The sequence below is a fragment of the Paracoccus fistulariae genome (assembly GCF_028553785.1).
Taxonomy (GTDB): domain Bacteria; phylum Pseudomonadota; class Alphaproteobacteria; order Rhodobacterales; family Rhodobacteraceae; genus Paracoccus; species Paracoccus fistulariae.
In genome coordinates this window covers 3,192,009-3,211,845 of the sequence record NZ_CP067136.1, presented here as the reverse complement: position 1 = coordinate 3,211,845, position 19,837 = coordinate 3,192,009, and the positions used below count along the sequence as shown (strand labels likewise).

At 63.5% G+C, this 19,837-nt stretch carries 19 protein-coding genes; 14 read left to right on the top strand and 5 right to left on the bottom strand.

Features of this window, described 5'->3' with window-relative positions; all coding sequences use genetic code 11:
- Positions 1-13: 13 nt before the first annotated feature.
- The 4 genes from JHX87_RS15900 (at position 14) to JHX87_RS15885 (ending at position 3,421) form a co-directional block, all read left to right on the top strand.
- Positions 14-1,018 carry a TRAP transporter substrate-binding protein gene (locus tag JHX87_RS15900; protein WP_271883845.1) on the top strand — a complete coding sequence of 335 codons (1,005 nt, stop codon included), beginning with the start codon at positions 14-16 and terminating at the stop codon, positions 1,016-1,018.
- Positions 1,015-1,530 carry a TRAP transporter small permease gene (locus tag JHX87_RS15895; protein WP_271883846.1) on the top strand — a complete coding sequence of 172 codons (516 nt, stop codon included), beginning with the start codon at positions 1,015-1,017 and terminating at the stop codon, positions 1,528-1,530. The genes JHX87_RS15900 and JHX87_RS15895 overlap by 4 nt, the downstream gene beginning before the upstream one ends.
- Positions 1,527-2,837: a TRAP transporter large permease gene (locus tag JHX87_RS15890; RefSeq protein WP_271883847.1), complete on the top strand. Its 1,311-nt coding sequence runs from the start codon at positions 1,527-1,529 to the stop codon at positions 2,835-2,837. The genes JHX87_RS15895 and JHX87_RS15890 overlap by 4 nt, the downstream gene beginning before the upstream one ends.
- Before the next feature lie 98 nt (positions 2,838-2,935).
- Entirely contained in the window at positions 2,936-3,421 is a 486-nt protein-coding gene (locus JHX87_RS15885; RefSeq protein ID WP_271883848.1) for a MarR family winged helix-turn-helix transcriptional regulator, read from the top strand.
- A gap of 1 nt (position 3,422) precedes the next feature.
- Here the strand turns inward: JHX87_RS15885 and JHX87_RS15880 are convergent, their stop codons facing one another.
- A complete protein-coding gene (locus tag JHX87_RS15880) occupies positions 3,423-3,884 on the bottom strand; it encodes an Lrp/AsnC family transcriptional regulator (RefSeq protein WP_271883849.1) in 462 nt (153 codons plus the stop codon).
- Positions 3,885-4,021: 137 nt separating this feature from the next.
- Here JHX87_RS15880 and hppD point away from each other — a divergent pair, with 137 nt between their 5' ends.
- The 4 genes from hppD (at position 4,022) to JHX87_RS15860 (ending at position 9,993) form a co-directional block, all read left to right on the top strand.
- On the top strand, positions 4,022-5,134 hold the full coding sequence (gene hppD, locus JHX87_RS15875) for a 4-hydroxyphenylpyruvate dioxygenase (protein ID WP_271883889.1): 1,113 nt from the start codon (positions 4,022-4,024) through the stop codon (positions 5,132-5,134).
- Positions 5,135-5,172: 38 nt separating this feature from the next.
- Positions 5,173-5,529 carry a Rieske (2Fe-2S) protein gene (locus JHX87_RS15870; RefSeq protein ID WP_271883850.1) on the top strand — a complete coding sequence of 119 codons (357 nt, stop codon included), beginning with the start codon at positions 5,173-5,175 and terminating at the stop codon, positions 5,527-5,529.
- Between the two features lie 181 nt (positions 5,530-5,710).
- Positions 5,711-6,850 (top strand): efflux RND transporter periplasmic adaptor subunit, encoded by a 1,140-nt coding sequence (locus tag JHX87_RS15865; protein WP_271883851.1) that lies wholly within the window; start codon positions 5,711-5,713, stop codon positions 6,848-6,850.
- On the top strand, positions 6,847-9,993 hold the full coding sequence (locus JHX87_RS15860) for an efflux RND transporter permease subunit (RefSeq protein ID WP_271883852.1): 3,147 nt from the start codon (positions 6,847-6,849) through the stop codon (positions 9,991-9,993). Before JHX87_RS15865 ends, JHX87_RS15860 begins: the two co-directional genes overlap by 4 nt.
- 52 nt (positions 9,994-10,045) lie before the next feature.
- Here JHX87_RS15860 and JHX87_RS15855 read toward each other — a convergent pair whose 3' ends face one another.
- Positions 10,046-10,717, bottom strand: a complete 672-nt coding sequence (locus JHX87_RS15855) for an anti-sigma factor (RefSeq protein WP_271883853.1) — start codon at positions 10,715-10,717, stop codon at positions 10,046-10,048.
- Complete coding sequence (locus tag JHX87_RS15850; RefSeq protein WP_271883854.1) at positions 10,710-11,255, bottom strand: sigma-70 family RNA polymerase sigma factor; 546 nt, start codon at positions 11,253-11,255, stop codon at positions 10,710-10,712. Before JHX87_RS15850 ends, JHX87_RS15855 begins: the two co-directional genes overlap by 8 nt.
- A gap of 142 nt (positions 11,256-11,397) precedes the next feature.
- Here JHX87_RS15850 and JHX87_RS15845 point away from each other — a divergent pair, with 142 nt between their 5' ends.
- Together JHX87_RS15845 and JHX87_RS15840 are read left to right on the top strand one after the other, a co-directional pair.
- Positions 11,398-11,928: a fasciclin domain-containing protein gene (locus JHX87_RS15845; protein WP_271883855.1), complete on the top strand. Its 531-nt coding sequence runs from the start codon at positions 11,398-11,400 to the stop codon at positions 11,926-11,928.
- A 113-nt stretch (positions 11,929-12,041) separates the two neighbouring features.
- On the top strand, positions 12,042-12,755 hold the full coding sequence (locus tag JHX87_RS15840; RefSeq protein ID WP_271883856.1) for a tryptophan-rich sensory protein: 714 nt from the start codon (positions 12,042-12,044) through the stop codon (positions 12,753-12,755).
- Positions 12,756-12,785: 30 nt separating this feature from the next.
- Here JHX87_RS15840 and JHX87_RS15835 read toward each other — a convergent pair whose 3' ends face one another.
- Both JHX87_RS15835 and JHX87_RS15830 read right to left on the bottom strand, forming a co-directional pair.
- Positions 12,786-13,688: a DUF5666 domain-containing protein gene (locus JHX87_RS15835; RefSeq protein ID WP_271883857.1), complete on the bottom strand. Its 903-nt coding sequence runs from the start codon at positions 13,686-13,688 to the stop codon at positions 12,786-12,788.
- Complete coding sequence (locus JHX87_RS15830; RefSeq protein WP_271883858.1) at positions 13,685-14,503, bottom strand: DUF6502 family protein; 819 nt, start codon at positions 14,501-14,503, stop codon at positions 13,685-13,687. Before JHX87_RS15830 ends, JHX87_RS15835 begins: the two co-directional genes overlap by 4 nt.
- A 156-nt stretch (positions 14,504-14,659) precedes the next feature.
- On the opposite strand from JHX87_RS15830, the gene JHX87_RS15825 reads away from it, so the two are divergent.
- The 4 genes from JHX87_RS15825 (at position 14,660) to JHX87_RS15810 (ending at position 19,821) form a co-directional block, all read left to right on the top strand.
- Positions 14,660-16,300: an AMP-binding protein gene (locus JHX87_RS15825; RefSeq protein WP_271883859.1), complete on the top strand. Its 1,641-nt coding sequence runs from the start codon at positions 14,660-14,662 to the stop codon at positions 16,298-16,300.
- Positions 16,300-17,613 (top strand): ferredoxin reductase domain-containing protein, encoded by a 1,314-nt coding sequence (locus JHX87_RS15820; protein ID WP_271883860.1) that lies wholly within the window; start codon positions 16,300-16,302, stop codon positions 17,611-17,613. Before JHX87_RS15825 ends, JHX87_RS15820 begins: the two co-directional genes overlap by 1 nt.
- A 1-nt stretch (position 17,614) precedes the next feature.
- Complete coding sequence (locus JHX87_RS15815) at positions 17,615-18,385, top strand: enoyl-CoA hydratase-related protein (protein ID WP_271883861.1); 771 nt, start codon at positions 17,615-17,617, stop codon at positions 18,383-18,385.
- Between the two features lie 233 nt (positions 18,386-18,618).
- Complete coding sequence (locus tag JHX87_RS15810; RefSeq protein WP_271883862.1) at positions 18,619-19,821, top strand: ABC transporter substrate-binding protein; 1,203 nt, start codon at positions 18,619-18,621, stop codon at positions 19,819-19,821.
- Positions 19,822-19,837 lie beyond the last annotated feature (16 nt).

Here is a 19,837-nt window from a genome sequence, read left to right as displayed (position 1 = left end):
AGGGAGAGAGAAAATGAAGTCACTGAAACTGGCGCTGGCCGGATTGCTGCTATCCGCGACCCCGATTCTGGCGGAAGAGCTGATCATGTCGTCCTGGCTGCCGCCCAAGCACCCGATCGTCGTCAACGCCTTCGAGCCCTGGGCCGAAGAGGTCGAGGCCGTCACCGATGGCCGCGTCACCGTGCGCATCACCGGCAAGCCGCTGGGCAGCCCGCCCGCGCATTTCGACATGGCCCGCGATGGCATTGCCGATATCACCTACGGCCTGCATTCCTTTACCGAGGATGATCGCTTCACCCGCGCCCGGCTGGGTCAGTTCAGCTTCCTTGGCGACGATGCCGTAGCCAATTCGCAGGCCTATTGGAGCATCTATGGCGGTCAGCTGGACGCCGCAGCGGAACACGAAGGCACACATCTGCTGGGCCTCTTCATGCATGGCCCGGGCCTGCTGCATAACAACAAGCTGAAGATCGAAACCGTCGATGACATGCAGGGTCTGAAGATCCGCGTGCCGGGTGGCTATGTCGGCGATCTGATCTCGGCCCTGGGGGCGACGCCGCTGTTCATGTCCTCGCCCGAGGTCTACGAAAAGCTGTCGCGCGGCGTCATTGACGGGGTGGCCTTCACCTATGAGGCGCTGACGGCCTTCAACCTGACCGACGACATCAAATATTCGATGACCGTGCCGGGCGGGATCTATAACACCACATGGTTCTTCGTCATCAATGAAGACAAGTGGAACAGCATCTCGGAAGAGGACCGCGCCGCCATCGACGCGATCTCGGGCGAGGCTTTTGCCGAACGTGTGGGCAAGGCGTGGAACGATGCCGATACCGCCGCACAAGAGGAAATCGGCGACAGGATCGACTTCTACGAAGCCAGCCCCGAGGTGGTCGAGGCACTGCGCACCAAGGCCTCGGAACTGGAGCAAGGCTGGGCCGACAGTCTGGGCGACGGTTATAACGGCACCGCCGCGCTGGCCGAGTTCCGCAAGATGACCGGAGTCGGCGCCGAATGACGGCGCCCGGCCACGGCGCCGACCCGCTGGTCCCGGACTCCCCTCCGGGCCAGCCCCCGCACCGGCAAACGACCTGGTATCGCGTGCTGGCGGGGGCGGCGGCGCTGTTGATCCTGTCGCTGATTGCGGTGACCTGCATCGATGTGATCGGCCGCTATCTGCTGAACCGGCCTTTCGGCGGCGCTTATGAACTGACGCAGATGCTGCTGGCGGCACTGGTTTTCGTGGCGCTGCCGCTGACCACCGCCGATGGCAGCCATGTCGAGGTCGATCTGGCGCTGCATCTGTTCCCGCGCCCGGTTCAACGGTTGTTGGGGCGGCTGGCCGGGATCGTTTCCGGTCTGGCGCTGGCCTATTTCACATGGCGACTGCTGGTGATCGGGCTGGATCAGCTGCATGACGGCACGCGCAGCCCCTCGCTGGCGCTGCCAATGGCGCCTCTGGCCTTTCTGGCGGCGGCAAGCTGCGCCGTCTCGGCCGTGATCATCCTGTTCAGGCGAGAAGAACCATGACCATTTCCCTGATCGCCTTCGCCATCCTGTTGCTGATGGTGTTCCTGCGCGTGCCCATCGCATTCGCCATGACCATCGTCGGCGGCATCGGCTTTGCGCTGCTGCGCGGGTGGGGTCCGGCGGGCGCCATGGTTGGCAATGCCGTCTTTGAAACCGGGCTGAACTATTCGCTGTCGGTCGTGCCGCTGTTCATCTTCATGGGCAATGTACTGGCCGGATCGGGCATCGCGCAGGGCCTGTTTTCCGCCGCCGACCGTGTCTTTGGCCGGATGCGCGGCGGGCTGGCCATGGCTACGGTGCTGTCCTGCGGCGGCTTTTCGGCGGTCTGCGGATCCTCGCTGGCAACGGCGGCGACCATGTCCAAGGTCACCATGCCCTCGATGCGCCGCTTTGGCTATTCCGACAGCCTTGCCACCGGCGCCATCGCGGCGGGTGGCACGCTGGGCATTCTGATCCCGCCCTCGGTCGTGTTGATCATCTTTGGCCTGCTGACCGAGGCCGATATCGGCAAGCTGTTCCTGGCGGGCATCATTCCCGGCATCCTGGGCATCATCGGCTATCTGCTGGCGGTGGTGGTGGCAGTGCGGCTGAAGCCGGAATTGGCCCCGCAGGTGGGTGAGGTACACCCGATGACCCGGCGCGACACCATCAGCGTGATCGCCGTTCTGGGGCTGTTCCTGTTCATCATGTCGGGCATCTATGGCGGGCTTTTCACCCCGATCGAGGCCGCGGGCATGGGGGCCGCCGCCGCGCTGCTGATCGCCTTCGCCACCGGCGGGCTTAGCCGTCAGGCGCTGTCGACGGCGTTTCTGGACAGTGCCACCGCCTCGGCCATGATCTTCGCGATCATCATCGGGGCCGAGATCTTCAGCAATTTCGTCACCTTCGCCGGGCTGCCCGACAGCCTGTCCGACATCGTCGAAAATCTGGGCCTGTCGCCCTGGACCGTGCTGCTGGTGATCGTGCTGATCTATATGGTGCTGGGCTGTTTTCTGGAAAGCCTGTCGATGATCCTGCTGACCGTGCCGGTCTTCTATCCGCTGGTTTCGGACCTGGATTTCGGACTGGCCATCCTGCAGGATCCGGATTCTGTGCTGATCTGGTTCGCAATCATCGTCGTCGTCGTGACCGAGATCAGCCTGATCACGCCCCCCATCGGGATGAATGTCTTCGTCCTGCGTTCGGTCCTGCCCGATGTGTCGCTGTCCACGATCTTTCGCGGCGTCTATGTCTTCTGGCTTGCCGATATCGTCCGTCTGGCCTTGATCATCGCCTTGCCATCCCTGTCGCTGGCGCTGATCCTCTAGCCCCGGCCGGACCGGCCAACACCACGACCCCATCCGCGCCACGGTGCGGGCGGGCCATCCGCCGCAGCCTTGCGGCATTTCAACCAGACGGTATCGTCATGCGCATTGAGACATTCTTTCCCTATCGCCTGGCCGTGACGGCCGAAGCCTTTTCGCGGCAATTGGTCGCCGTTTACGGGCGCGAACACGGTTTCACCCGCGAGGAATGGCGGCTGTTGTTCCTGCTGGACGATGCCGGGCGACTGGATTCGCTGCAATTGTCGCAGCGGACCTCGCTGGACAAGGTGCAGGTTAGCCGCGCCGCGACCCGGCTGGAGGAGAAGGGCCTGATCACGCGGGCGATCCTTGGCTCGGACCGGCGGCTGCGCAACTATGCCATCAAGGATGCCGGCCGGACGCTGTTCCAGACCGCCCTGCAAGAGGTCGAGGCCCGCGCCCGCGAAATTCTGGACGCCATGCCCGCCGAGGATCGGGCCGCGCTGGAACGCGGCATCGATGCGCTGGATCAGGCGATCGCGCAGGTGACCGAACCGCGCGAAGGCCGCGGCACGCCCTTTCCCCGCCCCGGACGGTCAAGCCCCTAGATCAAAGCGGCCCGACGCCTTGATCGTCTTTCAGGGTTTTCAGCACGATCTCGGACCGGACCTGCGCGACCTGCGGATGCGGCAGCAGGTGCCGATGGACGAAATCGGCAAAAGCCTCCAGATCGTGGGAGCGGATATCCAGCACGTAATCCGCATCGCCCGACACCGAAAAGGCCGAGCGGATCTGCGGCTGGCTGGCCACGAAACGCGCGAAATCGCTTTCCTTGCCCTGACCGTGGCTGGACAGGTTCACCCGGATGATCGCGCGCAGCCCAAAACCCAGCTTCGCGGCGTTCAGTCGGGCGGAGTAGCCCTCGATCACGCCCGCCGCCTCCAGCGCCGCGCGCCGTCGCGAACATTGAGAGGCCGACAGGTTCACGATCTCGGCCAGGGCGGCATTGGTGGTGGCGCCGTCACGCTGCAATGCAACAAGAATGGCGATATCAAAGCGATCAAGCTGCATGGCGCGCGCAATCCGGTCATAACCTGCATGTTTCGTGCAATAATGGCATTTTCCTGCGGCGCTTCGCAAGCATCGTGCATCGCCATGGCGCTATGATCCACGCGAGAAGATAAAAGCACCGCCAGAAGGAGAAGATGATGGGCCCCTTCCCGCATAACGCCCCGAAAGCCACGATCAGCGCCGCGAATCCCGCAGGCACCGACGGTTTCGAATTCGTCGAATACGCCCACCCCGAGCCCGAGAAGCTGGACAAGATCTTTCGCCAGATGGGCTTCACGCCGGTGGCAAGGCACAAATCGAAGAACATCGCGCTCTATCGTCAGGGCGATATCAATTACATCCTGAATGCCGATCCCGACAGCCATGCCGCCGAATTCGTCAAGGAACACGGCCCCTGCGCGCCGGCGATGGCCTGGCGCGTGGTCGATGCCCAGGCGGCGCTGAAACGTGCGCTGGATCTGGGCGCGACCGAATATACCGGCACCGGCAAATCCATCGACGCCCCGGCAGTTTACGGTATTGGCGGTTCGCTGCTGTATTTCATCGACACCTATGGCGCCGATGGCAGCGCCTATGAGGCCGATTACGACTGGCTGGGTGAGCCGAACCCAAGCCCCAAGGGCTTTGGCTTCTACTATCTTGATCACCTGACCCATAACGTCATTCGCGGCAATATGGACACCTGGTACAAATTCTACCACGACACCTTCAATTTCCGCGAAATCAAGTATTTCGACATCAAGGGCAAGCAGACCGGGCTGGTCAGCCGCGCCCTGACCTCGCCCGATGGCAAGATCCGGATCCCGATCAACGAATCCACCGACGATCACAGCCAGATCGAGGAATATCTGAAGGAATACAAGGGCGAAGGCATCCAGCACATCGCCATTGCCAGCGAAGATATCTATGCCGGAACCGATCAGATCTCGGCCGCGGGGATGGAATTCATGCCCGGCCCGCCCGACACCTATTACGAGATGTCGCATAAGCGCGTGAAGGGCCATGAAGAGCCGATCGAGCGCATGCAGAAGCACGGCATCCTGATCGATGGCGAAGGCGTCGTCGGCGGCGGCGAGACGCGGATCCTGCTGCAGATCTTCTCGAAAACCGTGATCGGGCCGATCTTCTTCGAATTCATCCAGCGCAAGGGTGATGACGGCTTCGGCGAGGGCAATTTCCGCGCCCTGTTCGAGTCGATCGAGGAAGACCAGATCCGCCGTGGCGTGTTGAACGCCGAACCGGCCAGCTGAGAAGGTCAGGCCCCGTCCTTGGGCGGGACCATCCGAAGATGAGCTGGACCGATTACCGCTCGGCCCCCGCGCCGGGCACCGTCATTTGCCCGCAGGATCAGGTTCAGGGCGTGCAGGCCCTGACGGTCGAGACCGAGAAGGGCAAATTCCCCCTGCTGCTGGCGGCGACCGATCAGGGCATCCGCGCCTATGTGAATGCCTGCCCGCATCAATATCTGCCGCTGAATTATCGCGGCGATCAGATGCTGTCTGCGGATGGGACGAACCTGATGTGCACCGCCCATGGCGCGCGGTTCGACATCCACAGCGGTCAGGTGGTGGAGGGCGCGGATTGCGATCTTGATCCGGTGCCGGTGCGGGTCGAGGGTGCGATGCTGGTCATCGGCCAGCCCTGATCCCGGCCGCTGACAGATCTATGAAACGCACTGTCTTTGCGGCGGCTCAGCCCCCGACGCTGCCGCAAAGACGCGCCCGGTGCGCACCGCTGCACGGCCCCCCGCACCGTTAATTGTGGCACAGGAACTGAAATTTCCTTAAAACCTTATAGTTAAGGAAATGATCATCGGGGGCAGATGAATGTTCGGTTTTAATAGCAAAACGGCCCGCGCGCTGCGAATGGCGCTGATCACGGGCCTGTCCGCAACCGGGGTTTCGGCACAACAGCCCCCCGCGCCCGCCGTGATCACCGCGCAGATCGAAACCGCCCGGATCGGTGCCCTGAACAGCTTTACCGCCAGCGTCGAAGCCATCGAAAGCGTGGAAATTCAGGCGCGTATACAGGGTTTTATCGAAGAGGTCCTGTTCGACGCCGGTGAGATTGTCGACACCGGCGATCCGCTGTTCAGCATCGAGCCCGACCAGTATCAGGCAGAGGTGCTGTCCGCCCAAGCCAGCCTTGCACAGGCCGAGGCACAGCGCGTCCGCGCCGAAAGCGAGGCCGCCCGCCAGCAGGAACTGGTCAACCGCAATGCCTCGGCCGAGGTGAACCTTGAACAGGCCCGCGCGGATTTTCAGGTGGCCGAGGCGAATGTGCAGGCCGCCGAGGCGGGCGTAAAGCTGGCCCAGATCAATCAGGGCTACACCACGATCACCAGCCCGATCACCGGCAAGATCGGTCAGGCCCTGATCACCAAGGGCAATTTCGTCGGCCCTTCGGCCGGGTCGCTGGCCCAGATCGTGCAGCTTGATCCGATCCGCGTGGTCTTTTCCCTGCCCGAGCAATTGTTGCTGGATCTGCAGCAAAGCGATATCGCGGATACCGGCGCCGAGGCGGTAACGTTCAATGTCACGCTGGCCAACGGCTCGGATTACCCGTTGGCGGGGCGGCTGGAATATATCAACAACCGCGTCGATCCCGCGACCGGCAGCGTTGCCGTCCGGGTGGTCTACGACAATCCCGATGCGCTGTTGCTGCCGGGACAATTCGTCACCGTCGTGATCGCCGAGAAAGACCCGCAGGAATTTCCCGTCGTGCCCCAGACCGCCGTACTGCAGGACCGCGAAGGGCGCTATGTCTTTGTGCTGAACGATGACTCGACCGTCTCGCAACGGCGGATCGAGACAGGACCGCGCATGCAGAATGGCTGGGCCGTCACGGAAGGTCTGCAACAGGGCGAATCCGTCGTGACCGAGGGCGTGCAGCGGTTGCAGGACGGCATGACCGTCGCCGCAACCACACCCGCGCAGGATCAGGGCACCGGAGGTGACGCCCCATGATCTCGGATTTCTTCATCAGGCGGATCCGCTTTGCCATCGTCGTCTCGACGGTGATTTCGATTGTCGGGGCGATTGCGCTGTTTGCCCTGCCGATCCAGCAATATCCCGATATCACCCCGCCGACCGTCACCGTCTCGACCGTCTATCCGGGGGCCAGCGCGGAAACCGTCGCGGATGTGATCGGCGGGCCGATTGAATCAGCGGTGAATGGCGTCGATGACATGACCTATATGTCCTCGACCAGTTCCAATGCCGGGCAATATTCGCTGTCGGTGACCTTCGATATCGGCACCGATCCCGATCAGGCACAGGTCAATGTGCAGAACCGGGTGCAGCTTGCGACCTCCAGCCTGCCAAGTGAGGTGCAGCAGCAGGGCGTGCAGGTGCGCGCCCGCTCACCCGATTTCCTGCTGTCGCTTGGGTTTTATTCGGCGGATGGCCAGATGGACGATCTGTCGGTGGCCAATTACGTCAACACCACCCTGATTGATGAGGTCGTGCGGGTCAGCGGCGTCGGCGATGCCTCGGCCATCGGGACGTCGGAATATGCGATGCGGGTCTGGCTGGACACACCGAAGATGGTGGCGCTTGGCGTCACCGCCGATGAGGTCGCCGCCGCGATCCGCAGTCAGAACGTGCAGGCCGCCCTGGGCGAGCTTGGCGGCCCGCCCGCCCCCGAAGGCACCGAGGTGCAGTTCACGCTGGTTTCGCAAGGCCGTCTGGCCGAACCAGAGCAGTTTTCGCGGCTGATCCTGCGCACCGGCGACGACGGCAGCGTGGTCCGGCTGGGCGATGTGGCGCGGATCGAGTTGGGCGCGCAATCCTATGCAGTGCAGGCCAAGCTGGGCGACTATAATTCGACCATGATGCAGGTCAATCTGGCACCCGGCGCCAATGCGCTGGAAACGCGGCAGGCCGTGCTGGATCTGATGGAACAGAAGCAGTCCAGCTTTCCGAAGGATCTGGCCTATGCGACCGTCTATGACGCCACGCTGTTCGTCAGCTCCAGTATCGAGCTGATCATGGATATCCTGGTCGAGGCTTTTATCATCGTCATGGTGGTGATCTTCCTGTTCCTGCAGGATTGGCGGGCGACCATCGTGGCGGGGGTGTCCATCCCGGTCTCGCTTCTGGGCGCGATGGCGGTGCTGCTGATGCTGGGCTATTCGCTGAACATGATCTCGCTTCTGGCGCTGGTTCTGGCCATCGGGCTGGTGGTGGATGACGCCATTCTGGTGGTCGAGAATGTCCAGCACAATCTGGAAGAAGACCCCTACATGTCGGTGGCCGAGGCATCGCGAAAGGCCATGGCACAGATCACCGGGCCGATCATCTCGACCACATTCGTGTTGCTGGCCGTGGTGGTGCCGACCGGCTTCCTGCCCGGCATCAACGGCCAGTTGTTCCGCCAATTCGCGGTCACGATCTCGGGCGGGCTGGTGATGTCGGCCATTGTCGCGGTCACGCTTAGCCCCGCCATGGCGGCCGTGATGCTGCGCGCGCCGAAAGGGGGGAAACGTCGCGGCCCGCTGGCCTGGATCGAATCCGGGCTGAACTGGCTGCGCGACGGCTATGGCAGGATCGTGGGCTTTATGCTGCGCTTCTGGCTGCTGCCGCTGGGCATTCTGGCCGCCTGCGCCGCTGGCGCCGCCTATCTGATCACCTCGCTGCCCAGCACCTTCCTGCCCGACGAGGATCAGGGCGCGCTCTTCGTCAATGTCCAGCTTCCCGATGCGGCATCGTTGCAGCGCACGGATGAGATCATGGCCCTTGTGCGGGACGAGCTTGGGCAGACGCCGGGCGTGGAAGAGGTGATTTCGGTATCCGGCTACAGCATCCTGCAGGGCACCGCCGCGCCGAATGGCGGCATGGCCATCGCCGCCCTGACCCCTTGGGAAGAACGTCAGAGCGAAGAGACACAGTTGGGCGCGATCCTGGGATCGCTGAACCAGCGGTTCAGCCAGGTGCCCGGCGCCAGCATCGCCGCCTTTTCGCCGCCGCCGATCCCCGGTGTTGGCACCGTGGGCGGTCTGGACATGCGCCTGCAGGCGCTGGAAGGGCAGTCCCCGGATGAGCTTGCCCAGACGCTCAGATCCTTTCTGGCGACCGCCAATCAGGATCCGGCCATCGGCGGGCTCAGCTCGACCTTCAGCGCGGATGTGCCGCAGGTCTATCTGAACGTGGACCGGGTCCGGGCAGAGCGTCTGGGGCTTAGCCCCTCGGATATCTACAGCGCGATCGGATCGGCCTTCGGGTCCAGCTATATCAACGATTTTACCACCGGCGGGCGGAATTATCAGGTCACCATCGCGGCGGATGGCCAATATCGCGCCGATATCGACGATCTGATGAACCTCTATATCCGCAGCGACAGCGGTGCGATGGTGCCCTTGCGCACGCTGGCCTCGACCACGACGGTGCTTGGCCCCTATGTGATCACGCGCTTCAATCAGTCGGTCTCGGCCACGGTGAACGGTCAGGCCGCGCCCGGGGCCAGTTCCGGCTCTGCCATGGCGGCCAGCGAACGCATCGCCCAGGAAACCTTGCCCGAAGGCTATGGCGTCGCCTGGTCCGGCCTGTCCTATCAGGAACAGCAGGGCGGCGGCGGGCAATACCTGACCTATGTGATGTCGCTGATCTTCGCCTATCTGTTCCTCGTGGCACTGTATGAAAGCTTTTCGCTGCCCATTGCGATCCTTCTGTCGCTGGGCGCGGCGGCCTTTGGGGCCGGGCTTGGGCTGGTCATCACCAATACGCAGATGAGCCTTTATGTGCAGGTCGCGCTGGTGCTGCTGATCGGTCTGGCGGCCAAGAACGCCATCCTGATCGTCGAATTCGCCAAGGAGAGGCGGGAAGAGGGCATGCCCGTCTTCGAGGCCGCCCGGCAGGGCGCCGAGGCGCGGTTCCGCGCCGTGCTGATGACGGCGCTGGCCTTTATCTTCGGCGTGCTGCCTTTGGCGGAATCCCATGGCGCGGGCGCGGGTGCGCAGAATGCCGTGGGCATCACCATCATCAGCGGCATGTTGGGGGCGACACTGATCGGGCTGTTCATCATCCCGTCGCTGTATTTCGTGATTCAAAGCGTGACGGAATGGATGGCCGACAGGTTCGGCAAGGCCGGATCGAAGTCGCTGGAGGGCTGAACCTCTACCGCGTCCCCGACGCCGGGGGTGCGGCCATCGCCTGTCGGCCCTATCAGATGCGGCGCAGGGGCGCGGCGGCGACCACCGGGCCGGTGGCGACGCCCTGCGGCGATCCGCCTGCCGGTTCGTCCGTAATCGCCAGCGTCGCGTCGGCGATCAGCAGGCGCAGCTCTTCGGGGATCGGCATGGCGGCATTGCCCTGATGCGGCATCACCCCCAGCGAGATCGGATCGCGGTCGCCCTGGATCAGCCAAAGCTCCCAATCCCGCCCCTCGGCCGGGGCCTTACCGCCGACCGAGACGCGCATCTCTCCGCTATCTTCGTCATAAAGCGCGGCCAGCCGGACCGAGCCATCCTCGGACACCATATCCGAGACCCACAGCCCGTCCGACCCCGGCGGTTCCGGCGACAGCCAGATCACCGCAGCCAGGGCCGCCGCGGCCAGCGAGCCGCCAAGACCCAGCCAGCGCCAGAACGGCGACACGCCCGCAGGCTTTGGCGCCTCATCAAACAGCCGCTTTTGCAGGTCGTTCCAGACTTGCGGCGGCGGGGTCACCGGGTCGATCTCATCATCCAGCGGCGCAAAATGGGACTGCCAGCGGGCAACCTCTTGCGCCAGATCTTCATCCTCGCGCAGGCGCTGCGCAAAGGCCTGTCTTTCAGCAAGGGGCATCGTCCCCAGCACATATTCGCCCGCACTGGCGATGTCGCGCGGATCAGCCATGGGACAGACACTCGCGCAGCTGGATCAGGCTTCGGCGCAGCCAGCTGCGCATCGTATTCAGCGGGACCGAGAACCTTTCGGCCAGTTCGATATAGCTGTCACCTTCGACATAGGCCAAACGCACGGCCTCGCCCCGCTGCGGGGGCAGTTGCTCCATGCAGGCGTCGATGCGACGCCCTTCCGAGGCGTTGATGACGCTTTCCTCGGGCGAAGGCTCATCGGCGGCAAGTTGCTCGGCAAGGTCCAGATCCCCCCCGCCGGGTTTGCGGGCGCGCAGCAGGTCGATGGCATGATTGCGTGCGACCGTGTTCAGCCAGGCATAGGGGCTGGACCGCGATGCGGCATAGCGGTCTGCGTTGTGCCAGATTTTCACGAATATGTCCTGCAACGCATCCTCTGCCTCGGGCTTGTTTCTGAGGATACGAAGGCAAATACCAAAAAGTTTCGGTGAGGCCGCCTGATACAGGGCGGAAAACGCAGCGCGATCACGCAAGGCAACGCGCGCCAGCAATGCGGCAAGGTCGTCGGATGCGGTCATACTGCCCCCTTTTGCGCAGCTTGGCCCAGTCCGCTGGCGGGTGCAAGCCACCGGGTAACGATCACGAACCCGTGATCAGATTTCTGCAACTATTCCCCTTGGCCACCCGTTCCCGATGCAGTCAACACACGGAGGATTTGACATGAACTTTCTGAAAACCTCGATTGCAGCCGCGACCATTGCTTTCGGCGGTGCCGCCTTTGCAGATGACATGAACAAGATGTCCGGCGATATGCCCGCAACTGTCGTCGATATCGTCGTCGGTTCCGACGATCATGAAACTCTGGAAGCCGCAGTGACCGCCGCCGGCCTGGTCGAGACGCTGTCGGGTGAAGGCCCCTACACCGTGTTTGCACCGACCGATGCCGCCTTTGCCGCATTGCCCGAAGGTGCGCTGGAAGACGCCCTGAAGCCCGAGAACAAGGAAATGCTGACCAAGATTCTGGGCTGCCATGTGGTTGATACCAAGGCGATGGCTGCTGACGTCGTGAAGATGGTCGAAGATGGCGACGGCATGGCCGAAGTCACCACCATCGGCAATTGCCGCCTGAAGCTGTCGGTTGATGGCGATATGGTCAAGATCAACGAAGGCGCGACCGTCACCGCCGCCGATCTGGCTGCCGGCAACGGTGTGGTTCATGTCATCGACGCGGTGCTGATGCCCGCGATGTAATCTGACGCCTGACCGGGCCGCAGCCTTTCGCACATGCGATGGCTGCGGCCCGTTTCTTTTTCACACGGCATGCGCGGCCAGCCTTCCACCGCGGCTACAACACGAAAAGGGTGATGACGATGAAATTCCGGGCCTGGGCCGTCCTGATCCTGGCGGTCGCCTTCGCGCTGTCCCCGCTGGCCAGTGATGGCTTCAACGGATTCACCAAGGATCAGTTTCCGGTGGTTCTGGACCATTGGCCCGCCCAACCCGCAGGCTGGGCCTTTTCGATCTGGGGCGTGATTTACCTGTGGCTGATCGCGGGTCTGGCCTATGGCGCACTTCGCCGGGCCGAGGATCCAGACTGGCAGGCCGCGCGCCCTGCCCTTGCGCTGTCGCTGGCTGTCGGCGTGCCCTGGATCGCCGTCGCCAATGCCCGTCCGATCCTCGCGACCGTGATGATTATCGTGATGGCCGGCGGCGCGATCACCGCCTTGCTGCGCAGCGGTCGCAAGGACCGGATCTGGCAGGCAGGTCCGATAGGGCTTTACGCAGGCTGGCTGACGGCGGCCTCAGCGGTCGCAATGGCCGTGACGCTGTCGGGCTATGGGCTTCTTTCGGGCATGGCTTCGGCGCTGCTTTTGCTTGCGCTTGCGTTGATCGTCGCGCTGTCTGTCCAGGCGCAGCGGCCCGAAATCGCCAGCTATCCCATCGCGGTCGGATGGGCCCTGATCGGCATTATCGCGGCCAATGCCGATGCCACCTACTGGCCGGTCGCATTGCTGGCGGCTGTCGGGCTGGTCGCGCTGGTCTGGCGCTTCTTTCGCGGAAGGCGACAGGCCGCGTGATCTCGCAGCGCCCTCTGGCGGCCCCGGGCATCACCATGCCACGCCCGATGCGCATTTCGTGAGGATCGAGGCAATCTCCTGTGGCGCCAGTTGATCGGCGGGTGCGGGGAACAGCCTGCCATCATTGCTGCAGACAAGTTGCCGGGCCGAAGGGTCGATCATCCCCGGATTATCCGTGTAGGACACAACATCCGCCCCCAGCAGTGTGTAAAGCCCCGAGGCCGTCGGCACAGAGAAATACCCCTCGGAAAAGACGACCTGCGGCGTCGCCGCGAAGACGCCTGTTTCCAGCCGCTGGGCCTTCAGCGTGGCGGCGTCGGCAGCACCTGTGACGCGCAGGACGTCGCCCTGCTGAATATGCTGTGGCACAAGCCCCGTGATCTGGGTTCCGCCGATCCGCAGCGGCTGTCCCACCTCGTAATCCAGCGCCGTGCCTTCGATCCGGGCCGGGGTGCCGGGATCGACCGGATCAAGACGGGTCGCGATAACCTGCCGAGACTGCCACAGGCCGCTGACGGCGATCCAGTCGCCCGGCTGGATGGTCTGCAACAAGGCCGCATCTGCAAGGACCGTCGTTCCCATGATCTGCAGAACCACATCCGATTTCGCCTGAACAGGCCCGACCAGCGGCACGACCTGCCGGATATCGGCCGCGCGCCAGTCATCGCCCTCAGCAGTCGCGACCACGGCGACGGTGTGGCCCGGCTGCAATTCATCGGCCGTCGTTACCGATACCCCCTCGGCAATGGCAAAGTCAGGGTCAAAACGGATATGCTGTCCATTGACATAGATGCTGCCAAGATCGGTGATCGTGCCAAGGATACCGGTGCCGATGATCCCCCCTTCCCGGTCTGCATCGTCATTGTCAGCCAAAGCAAAGGTGATCGAAAAGAGGCCGATCAGCACAGTCAGGAAAACTCGATGCCAACTCATTCTGCGTCCTTCTCTGCTGCGTCCGGCGTCGGCAGGATATAGGCACCTGCGGCAAAGCGGCCCCGCGCGCCATGTTCCGCATCGCGCTGTTGCAATTCATGCGCGCGGGCGTTGAGCCGTGTCAGAAATGACTGCGCCTCGTCGCGGGCAAGCCGGTCCAGTTCCGCGACCGAGGCATCGCTGAGATGGGAATATCGAAGCACCCGGTCAAACTGCCGCCGCGCGCCCTTTTGTGCCAGCAGGTTCTGCGTCGCCGCCGCCATATGTGTGGCCAGCGTGGCGTGATAGGCCGCGACCAGCTCTTGCGCCCCGACTTCCGGCACCAGCGCGTCCGAGGCCAGATGCAGCAACCCATCCTCATCCTGAAACACCGCGCCCTGATCGATCAGCGCCTGCAGCATCGATCCGGGCGCCATATCCAGCCGTAACCGCCGCACCAGATCGTTGAAGGCCGGTCTTTCGTCGGCGCTTTCGCGTGGCAGGGCGCGTGGTCTGCCGTCCTGCCCCTGAAAATCCGGATCCGTCGCCCAATGCCCGATCAGCAGCGCCATCCGGTTGGCGGTCTTACGACCCGGCACGACCGGCTCATGGGACCGAAGGCGACGGACATCCTTGCGGTGCAGGCCGGTCAGAATGCTGATCCGGCTGTCGGAAACGCCCTCGCCTTCCGCAACGATCGCCGCGTTGCACAATGCCTGCTTCAACGCCTCGGTCGCGGATGCCAGCGTCATTCCCTGCGCGACCAGCGCCTGCGCAAGCGGCGCCAGCAAATCTGCAAGCACGTCAGAAAACAGATCCGGCGAATTGCTGCTCAAGAAAACATCCTCATATGTCGGTGGCATTATTCAGCGCATTGCCCGGTTTTTATCAAGCGCACACAGTTTCGTGATGGGATGTGTAGCATCGTGACACAAAAATGGGAAAAATTCCCATTATTCCTGAATCAAACACACGCAAAAGGAGATCCCACGATGCAAGATCTGGCATCCGAGACACGGTTTCAGCGGCGCGACCCGATTCCCCTGGCCCTGAAAACCGGGCTTCCATCGCCGCTGTCACCGGGACTGCAGGCGCTGAGCCCGCTTGATCGCGACCGGTTTTACAGCTTTGGCTGGGGGACCACGGAAAAGCCGCGCTTTGCCACGATCCTGGCGGGGTTCAGCCATTATGCGGCGCTGCAGCCCGATGCCGTCGCGGCGGAGTATCAGGGCAGTTCGATCACCTATGGCGCGCTTGATCTGGCGTCGAACCGGCTGGCCAATCTGCTGGCGGATCAGGGCGTCAGGCGCGGTCAGGTGGTCGGGCTGTACCTTCAACGCTCTCTTGAGATGCTGGTCGGGATTCTGGCCGTGATGAAGGTCGGCGCCGCCTATGCCCCGCAGCATGTCGGCGTGGCGCCCACCGAAGGGCTGCGCCATATCGCCCGGATCACAAGGGCCAGGGTGCTGCTGACGCTGTCCTCACTGCGCGAGGCCGTTCCGGCAGAGGCAGGCAAGCAAACGCTGATCTGCATTGATGAGGTGATGGACGATCCGTCCCTGCCCGACACCGCCCCCGAAGGCCCGCGCTTCACGCTTCACCCCGAAGACCGGGCGATGATCCTGTTCACATCGGGCACCACCGGCGTGCCGAATGGCGTGCAGGTCACCCACAAGAACCTGTGCAATATCCTGCACACACGCCCCGGCAATCTGGGCATGCGGCCCGGCCTGCGTGTGGGGCAGATCCTGTCCATCGCCTTTGACATGGCTGCATGGGAGGTGTTGGGCGCGCTGTCCAATGGTGCCACGCTGGTCATTCGCGGCAAATCCATCGCCGAGACGGCGGAAAAGGTGGATATCCTGATCTGCACGCCCTCGATCCTGAACACGCTGGATGTCGATCGTTGCCGCCAGATCCGCGTGGCCGCCGTTGCCGGTGAGCCCTGCCCGCGTGGGCTGGCCGATAGATGGTCGCAATTTTGCACCTTCTACAATTCTTGCGGCCCGACCGAGACGACCATCATCAACACGGCCGAACCCCACAGCGCCCATAAGGCCGCCCTGACCATCGGCCGCCCGACGCCAAACAACACCGTCTACATTCTGGGCGAAGATTTGAACCCGCTGCCCATTGGCGAAAAGGGGCAGATGTGGGCGGGCGGCGATTGCGTGACGGCGGGCTATCTGGCCAATCCCGACCTGACGGCCGAGCGCTATCGCCCCGATCCGTTCCGCCCCGGCCATATGATGTTCAATACCCGCGATCTGGGCGCCTGGACCGAGGATGGAGAGCTTCTGCATTTCGGCCGCGTCGATGATCTGGTCAAGATCGCGGGCTTCCGGGTCGAGCTTGACGGCGTGTCCCGGGCCTTGGAGGCCGCCGGCGGCTGCACGCGCGCCGTCACGCTGAAATATGACGACCGCAATCTGGTCAGCTTCATTTCCCCTGCCACGGCAGACCCGGAACAGGCCACGCAATCGGTGGCCGACAGCCTGCCCTATTACAATGTTCCGACGCTGGTGATGGCGCTGCCAGAACTGCCGCGCACCCCGCGCGGCAAGATCGACAAGCGGCTGTTGCTGGAAATGGCAAAAGCAGAGATCGCCCTGCGCGCGCTGGAGCTGAAATAATGACGACAGAGACTGCGCAGCTTGACACGACCACCCCCCGCTGGCGTCGCATCACCCGCCATCCCGCCCTGATGGAGTATCGTCGGCTGGCCTGTCTGGTCGCCCTTCTGAACCTGAGCGTTTTCGTGATCGGCCTTCGCGATGGCACGTGGCGTGCGGATGGCGCCTTCGCGCTTGGCCCGATTGCGGACATGGCGCTGATCAACCTGTCGCTGGGCATCCTGATCCGGCAGCAGCGGGTGGTCAACGCGCTGTTCTGGCTGGCCACGCGGATCCCGACCAGCTGGCCGCTGTGGATCCGATGGGGCGCGGGCAAGGTGTTTCACTTTGGCGGGCTGCATTCCGGCGGCACTGTGACCGGCACGGTCTGGTTCGGATTTCTGCTTTATGCGATGCTGGCCAACCGGCTGAACGGCGCGGCAATCCCCTCGGACCGCACAATCGGCCTGAGCCTGGCGATGGTCGGGCTGATGGCGCTGATGATCGCCTCGGCCATCGGACCAATCCGCGCGCGCTTTCATGACGCCTTCGAAAAGATCCACCGTTTCGCGGGCTGGACGGTTCTGGCGCTGTTCTGGGCGCAGACGATCTCGATCACCCGCGACACGGGTGGCGTGCTGACCGAAACCCCGGCCTTCTGGATGCTGTGCCTGATCACGCTGTCGATCCTTTCGCCCTGGCTGACATTGAAACGGGTTCCGGTGACCATCGAAAAGCCCTCGGACCACGTGGTCATCGCCGGGTTCGACTATGGCGATACGCCCTTCGCGGGCAGTTCCAACGCGATTTCCCATACGCCCTTCGGCCAATATCATTCCTTCGCCAATATTCCGACGCCCGGTCGGCCCGGCTATCGTCTGGCGATCAGCCGGGCGGGCGACTGGACCGGAGATTTCATCGACAACCCGCCCAGCCATGTCTGGGTCAAGGGCATCACCACATCCGGCGTGGCGCGGATCGAGGAACTGTTCACCAGGGTCGTCTATATCGGCACGGGTTCGGGCATCGGTCCCATCCTGCCGCATCTGCTGAAAGGCATGGTGCCCAACCGGCTGGTCTGGTCCACCCGCAGCCCGCGCGCGACTTATGGCGATGCGCTGGTCGATGAGATCGAGGCCCATACCGAAAAGCCGGTGATCTGGGACACCGATACCGATGGCAAGCCGGACCTGTCCGCATTGGCGCTGCAAGCCGTGCGCGACAGCGGGGCCGAGGCGGTGATCGTGATCTCGAACCAGAAGCTCACCCGTTGGGTGGTGCATGATATGGAAAGCCTGGGCATCCCGGCCTATGGCGCAATCTGGGACAGCTGACATGTTTGACACCATCGAAACCGAAACCGATGGCCGCGTCGCCACGATCCGCTTCAATCGTCCTGACAGGCTGAACGCGCTGAACACGCAGGTCATGGAAGAGGTGCTGGAGGCCGCGACCGGTTTTGATGCCGATCCCGGGATCGGCTGCCTGATCCTGACGGGCAAGGGCCGCGCCTTTGCCGCAGGCGCCGATATCGGCGAACTGGCAGTGCAGGATTACACCAGCATGTATGCCAGCAATTTCTTTGCCGGGTGGGATCGCTTCGCGGGTCTTCGCCTGCCGAAACTGGCGGCGGTGAATGGCTTTGCCCTTGGCGGCGGATGCGAGGTGGCGATGATGTGCGACATCATCCTGGCCGCCGACAGTGCCCGGTTCGGACAGCCGGAAATCAAGATCGGCTGCATTCCCGGCATCGGCGGCACGCAGCGCCTGACCCGTCTGATCGGGCGCGCAAGGGCGATGGATCTGATCCTGACCGGCCGCATGATTACCGCGCCCGAGGCGCTTCAGATGGGCTTGATCAGCCGTGTCGTCCCTGCCGATGACCTGGCCGAAGCCGCCATGACCACGGCCCGCGAAATCGCCGGTTACCCGCGCGACATCGCGATGATGGCAAGGGCCTGCGTGAATATGGCCGAACAGGGGGCGCTGGAATCCGGGCTGCGGTTCGAACGGCAGATGTATCACGCCCTTTACGGCTCGGACGCGCAGCAAGAGGGGATGGCCGCCTTTCTGGAAAAGCGCCCGCCACGTTTCAACGGGGCGTGATCGGGCTTCCGCGCGCGGCCGGGATACGGGCCGCGCGCATTTGCAAAATGGCCCGCCTGACGGGCGCTGCGAAATTAATAAACCCACATCCTATCGACGGATCATGCCGATAGGGACTAAACTCATCAGAGCAGTTGCATCTGAAACCAAGACCAAAGGATAGCGCTCTGACTTCGTGGCGGGCAATTCCGATCCTCAGGACAAAGCTGCCGTGGCTGATCGCGGCGCTGGTGATGGCGCTGGCCGCACCCACTGCGGCCGTCGCGCAGACCCTTCGGATCATCACCTCTTTGCCGCCCTCGCTGACCGATCCGCTGATTGCCGGATTTCGCGACGCGCATCCCGGGATCGAGGTGCTGGTCCTGAACAAGAATACCAATTCCGCCCTGTCCGAGGTGATCCGCGGCAACAGTCGCCAATTCGACATCTTCTGGGTCTCTGCCCCCGAACCTTTCGCGCTGATCAAGGCAAGATCCGGGTTCAGCACCACGGGATGCGAGGCCGCCGGGACGGATGGCTATGTGCCCTTTGCCTTCTCCTCGATCGGGTGGGCGCGCAGGTCAGGGAATGAGGTCTTCATGCCCGGCACCTGGGACGACCTGCTTCTGCCGGCCTATCGCGGCAAGATCGGCATGGCGCTGCCGTCACGCTCGGGCACATCGCATATGATGGTCGAGCGTTTCCTGCAGGTCCGGGGATGGGAGGAAGGCTGGAGCTTCCTTCTGGCGCTGTCGCAGAATCTGGCGACGCTCAGCGCGCGCAGCTTTGGCGTGATCGAGGGGATCGAGGCCGGCCGGTTCGACATCGGGCTGACCATCGATTTTCTGGCGCAGACCCAGAGCGGGCTTGATTTCCGCTATGGTCAGCCGGTGATGGTCTTTCCCGCCCAGATCGGCCTGCTGACGGGCGGCGGACAGCCCGTTGCCGCCTGCGACTTCCTGGGCTTCGTGACCTCGGATCAGGGGCAGCGGATCCTGTTGCAGCCAGAGGTCGGGCGGATCCCGGCCTCGCCCGCGATCCGCGATGCTGCCGGTGACGCCATTCCCGACGCGCTGGACCTTGCCATCCATCGCAGCTGGCAGGGCTATGACGCCGAACTGGCCCAGGCGCGCTATTGGTCGGTGAACATGATTTTCGAGCTGTTCATCGCGGATCTGCTGCCACGCAGGCGCAACATGTTCGCGCGGATCGACGCGCTGGAAGGCGCGGTCGAGGCGGCCGAACTTGCCAGCCTGCGGCGCGAACTGTCCCGCGTCCCGATTGCCGAGACCGAGGCCCTGCCCAGCGCGCTGAATGCCAATCCCGGCTATGCCAGCGACCTGATCCGCATGAACGAAGCGCAGCAAGAGGCGCGCCAGCGATGGGCCGCAGCCGCGAAGGCGCAGCTTGACGCGGTCGATCTGGCCCTGACCCGGCTGGAGGCCCCGAAGCCGTGATCTCTCTCCGCCGAAG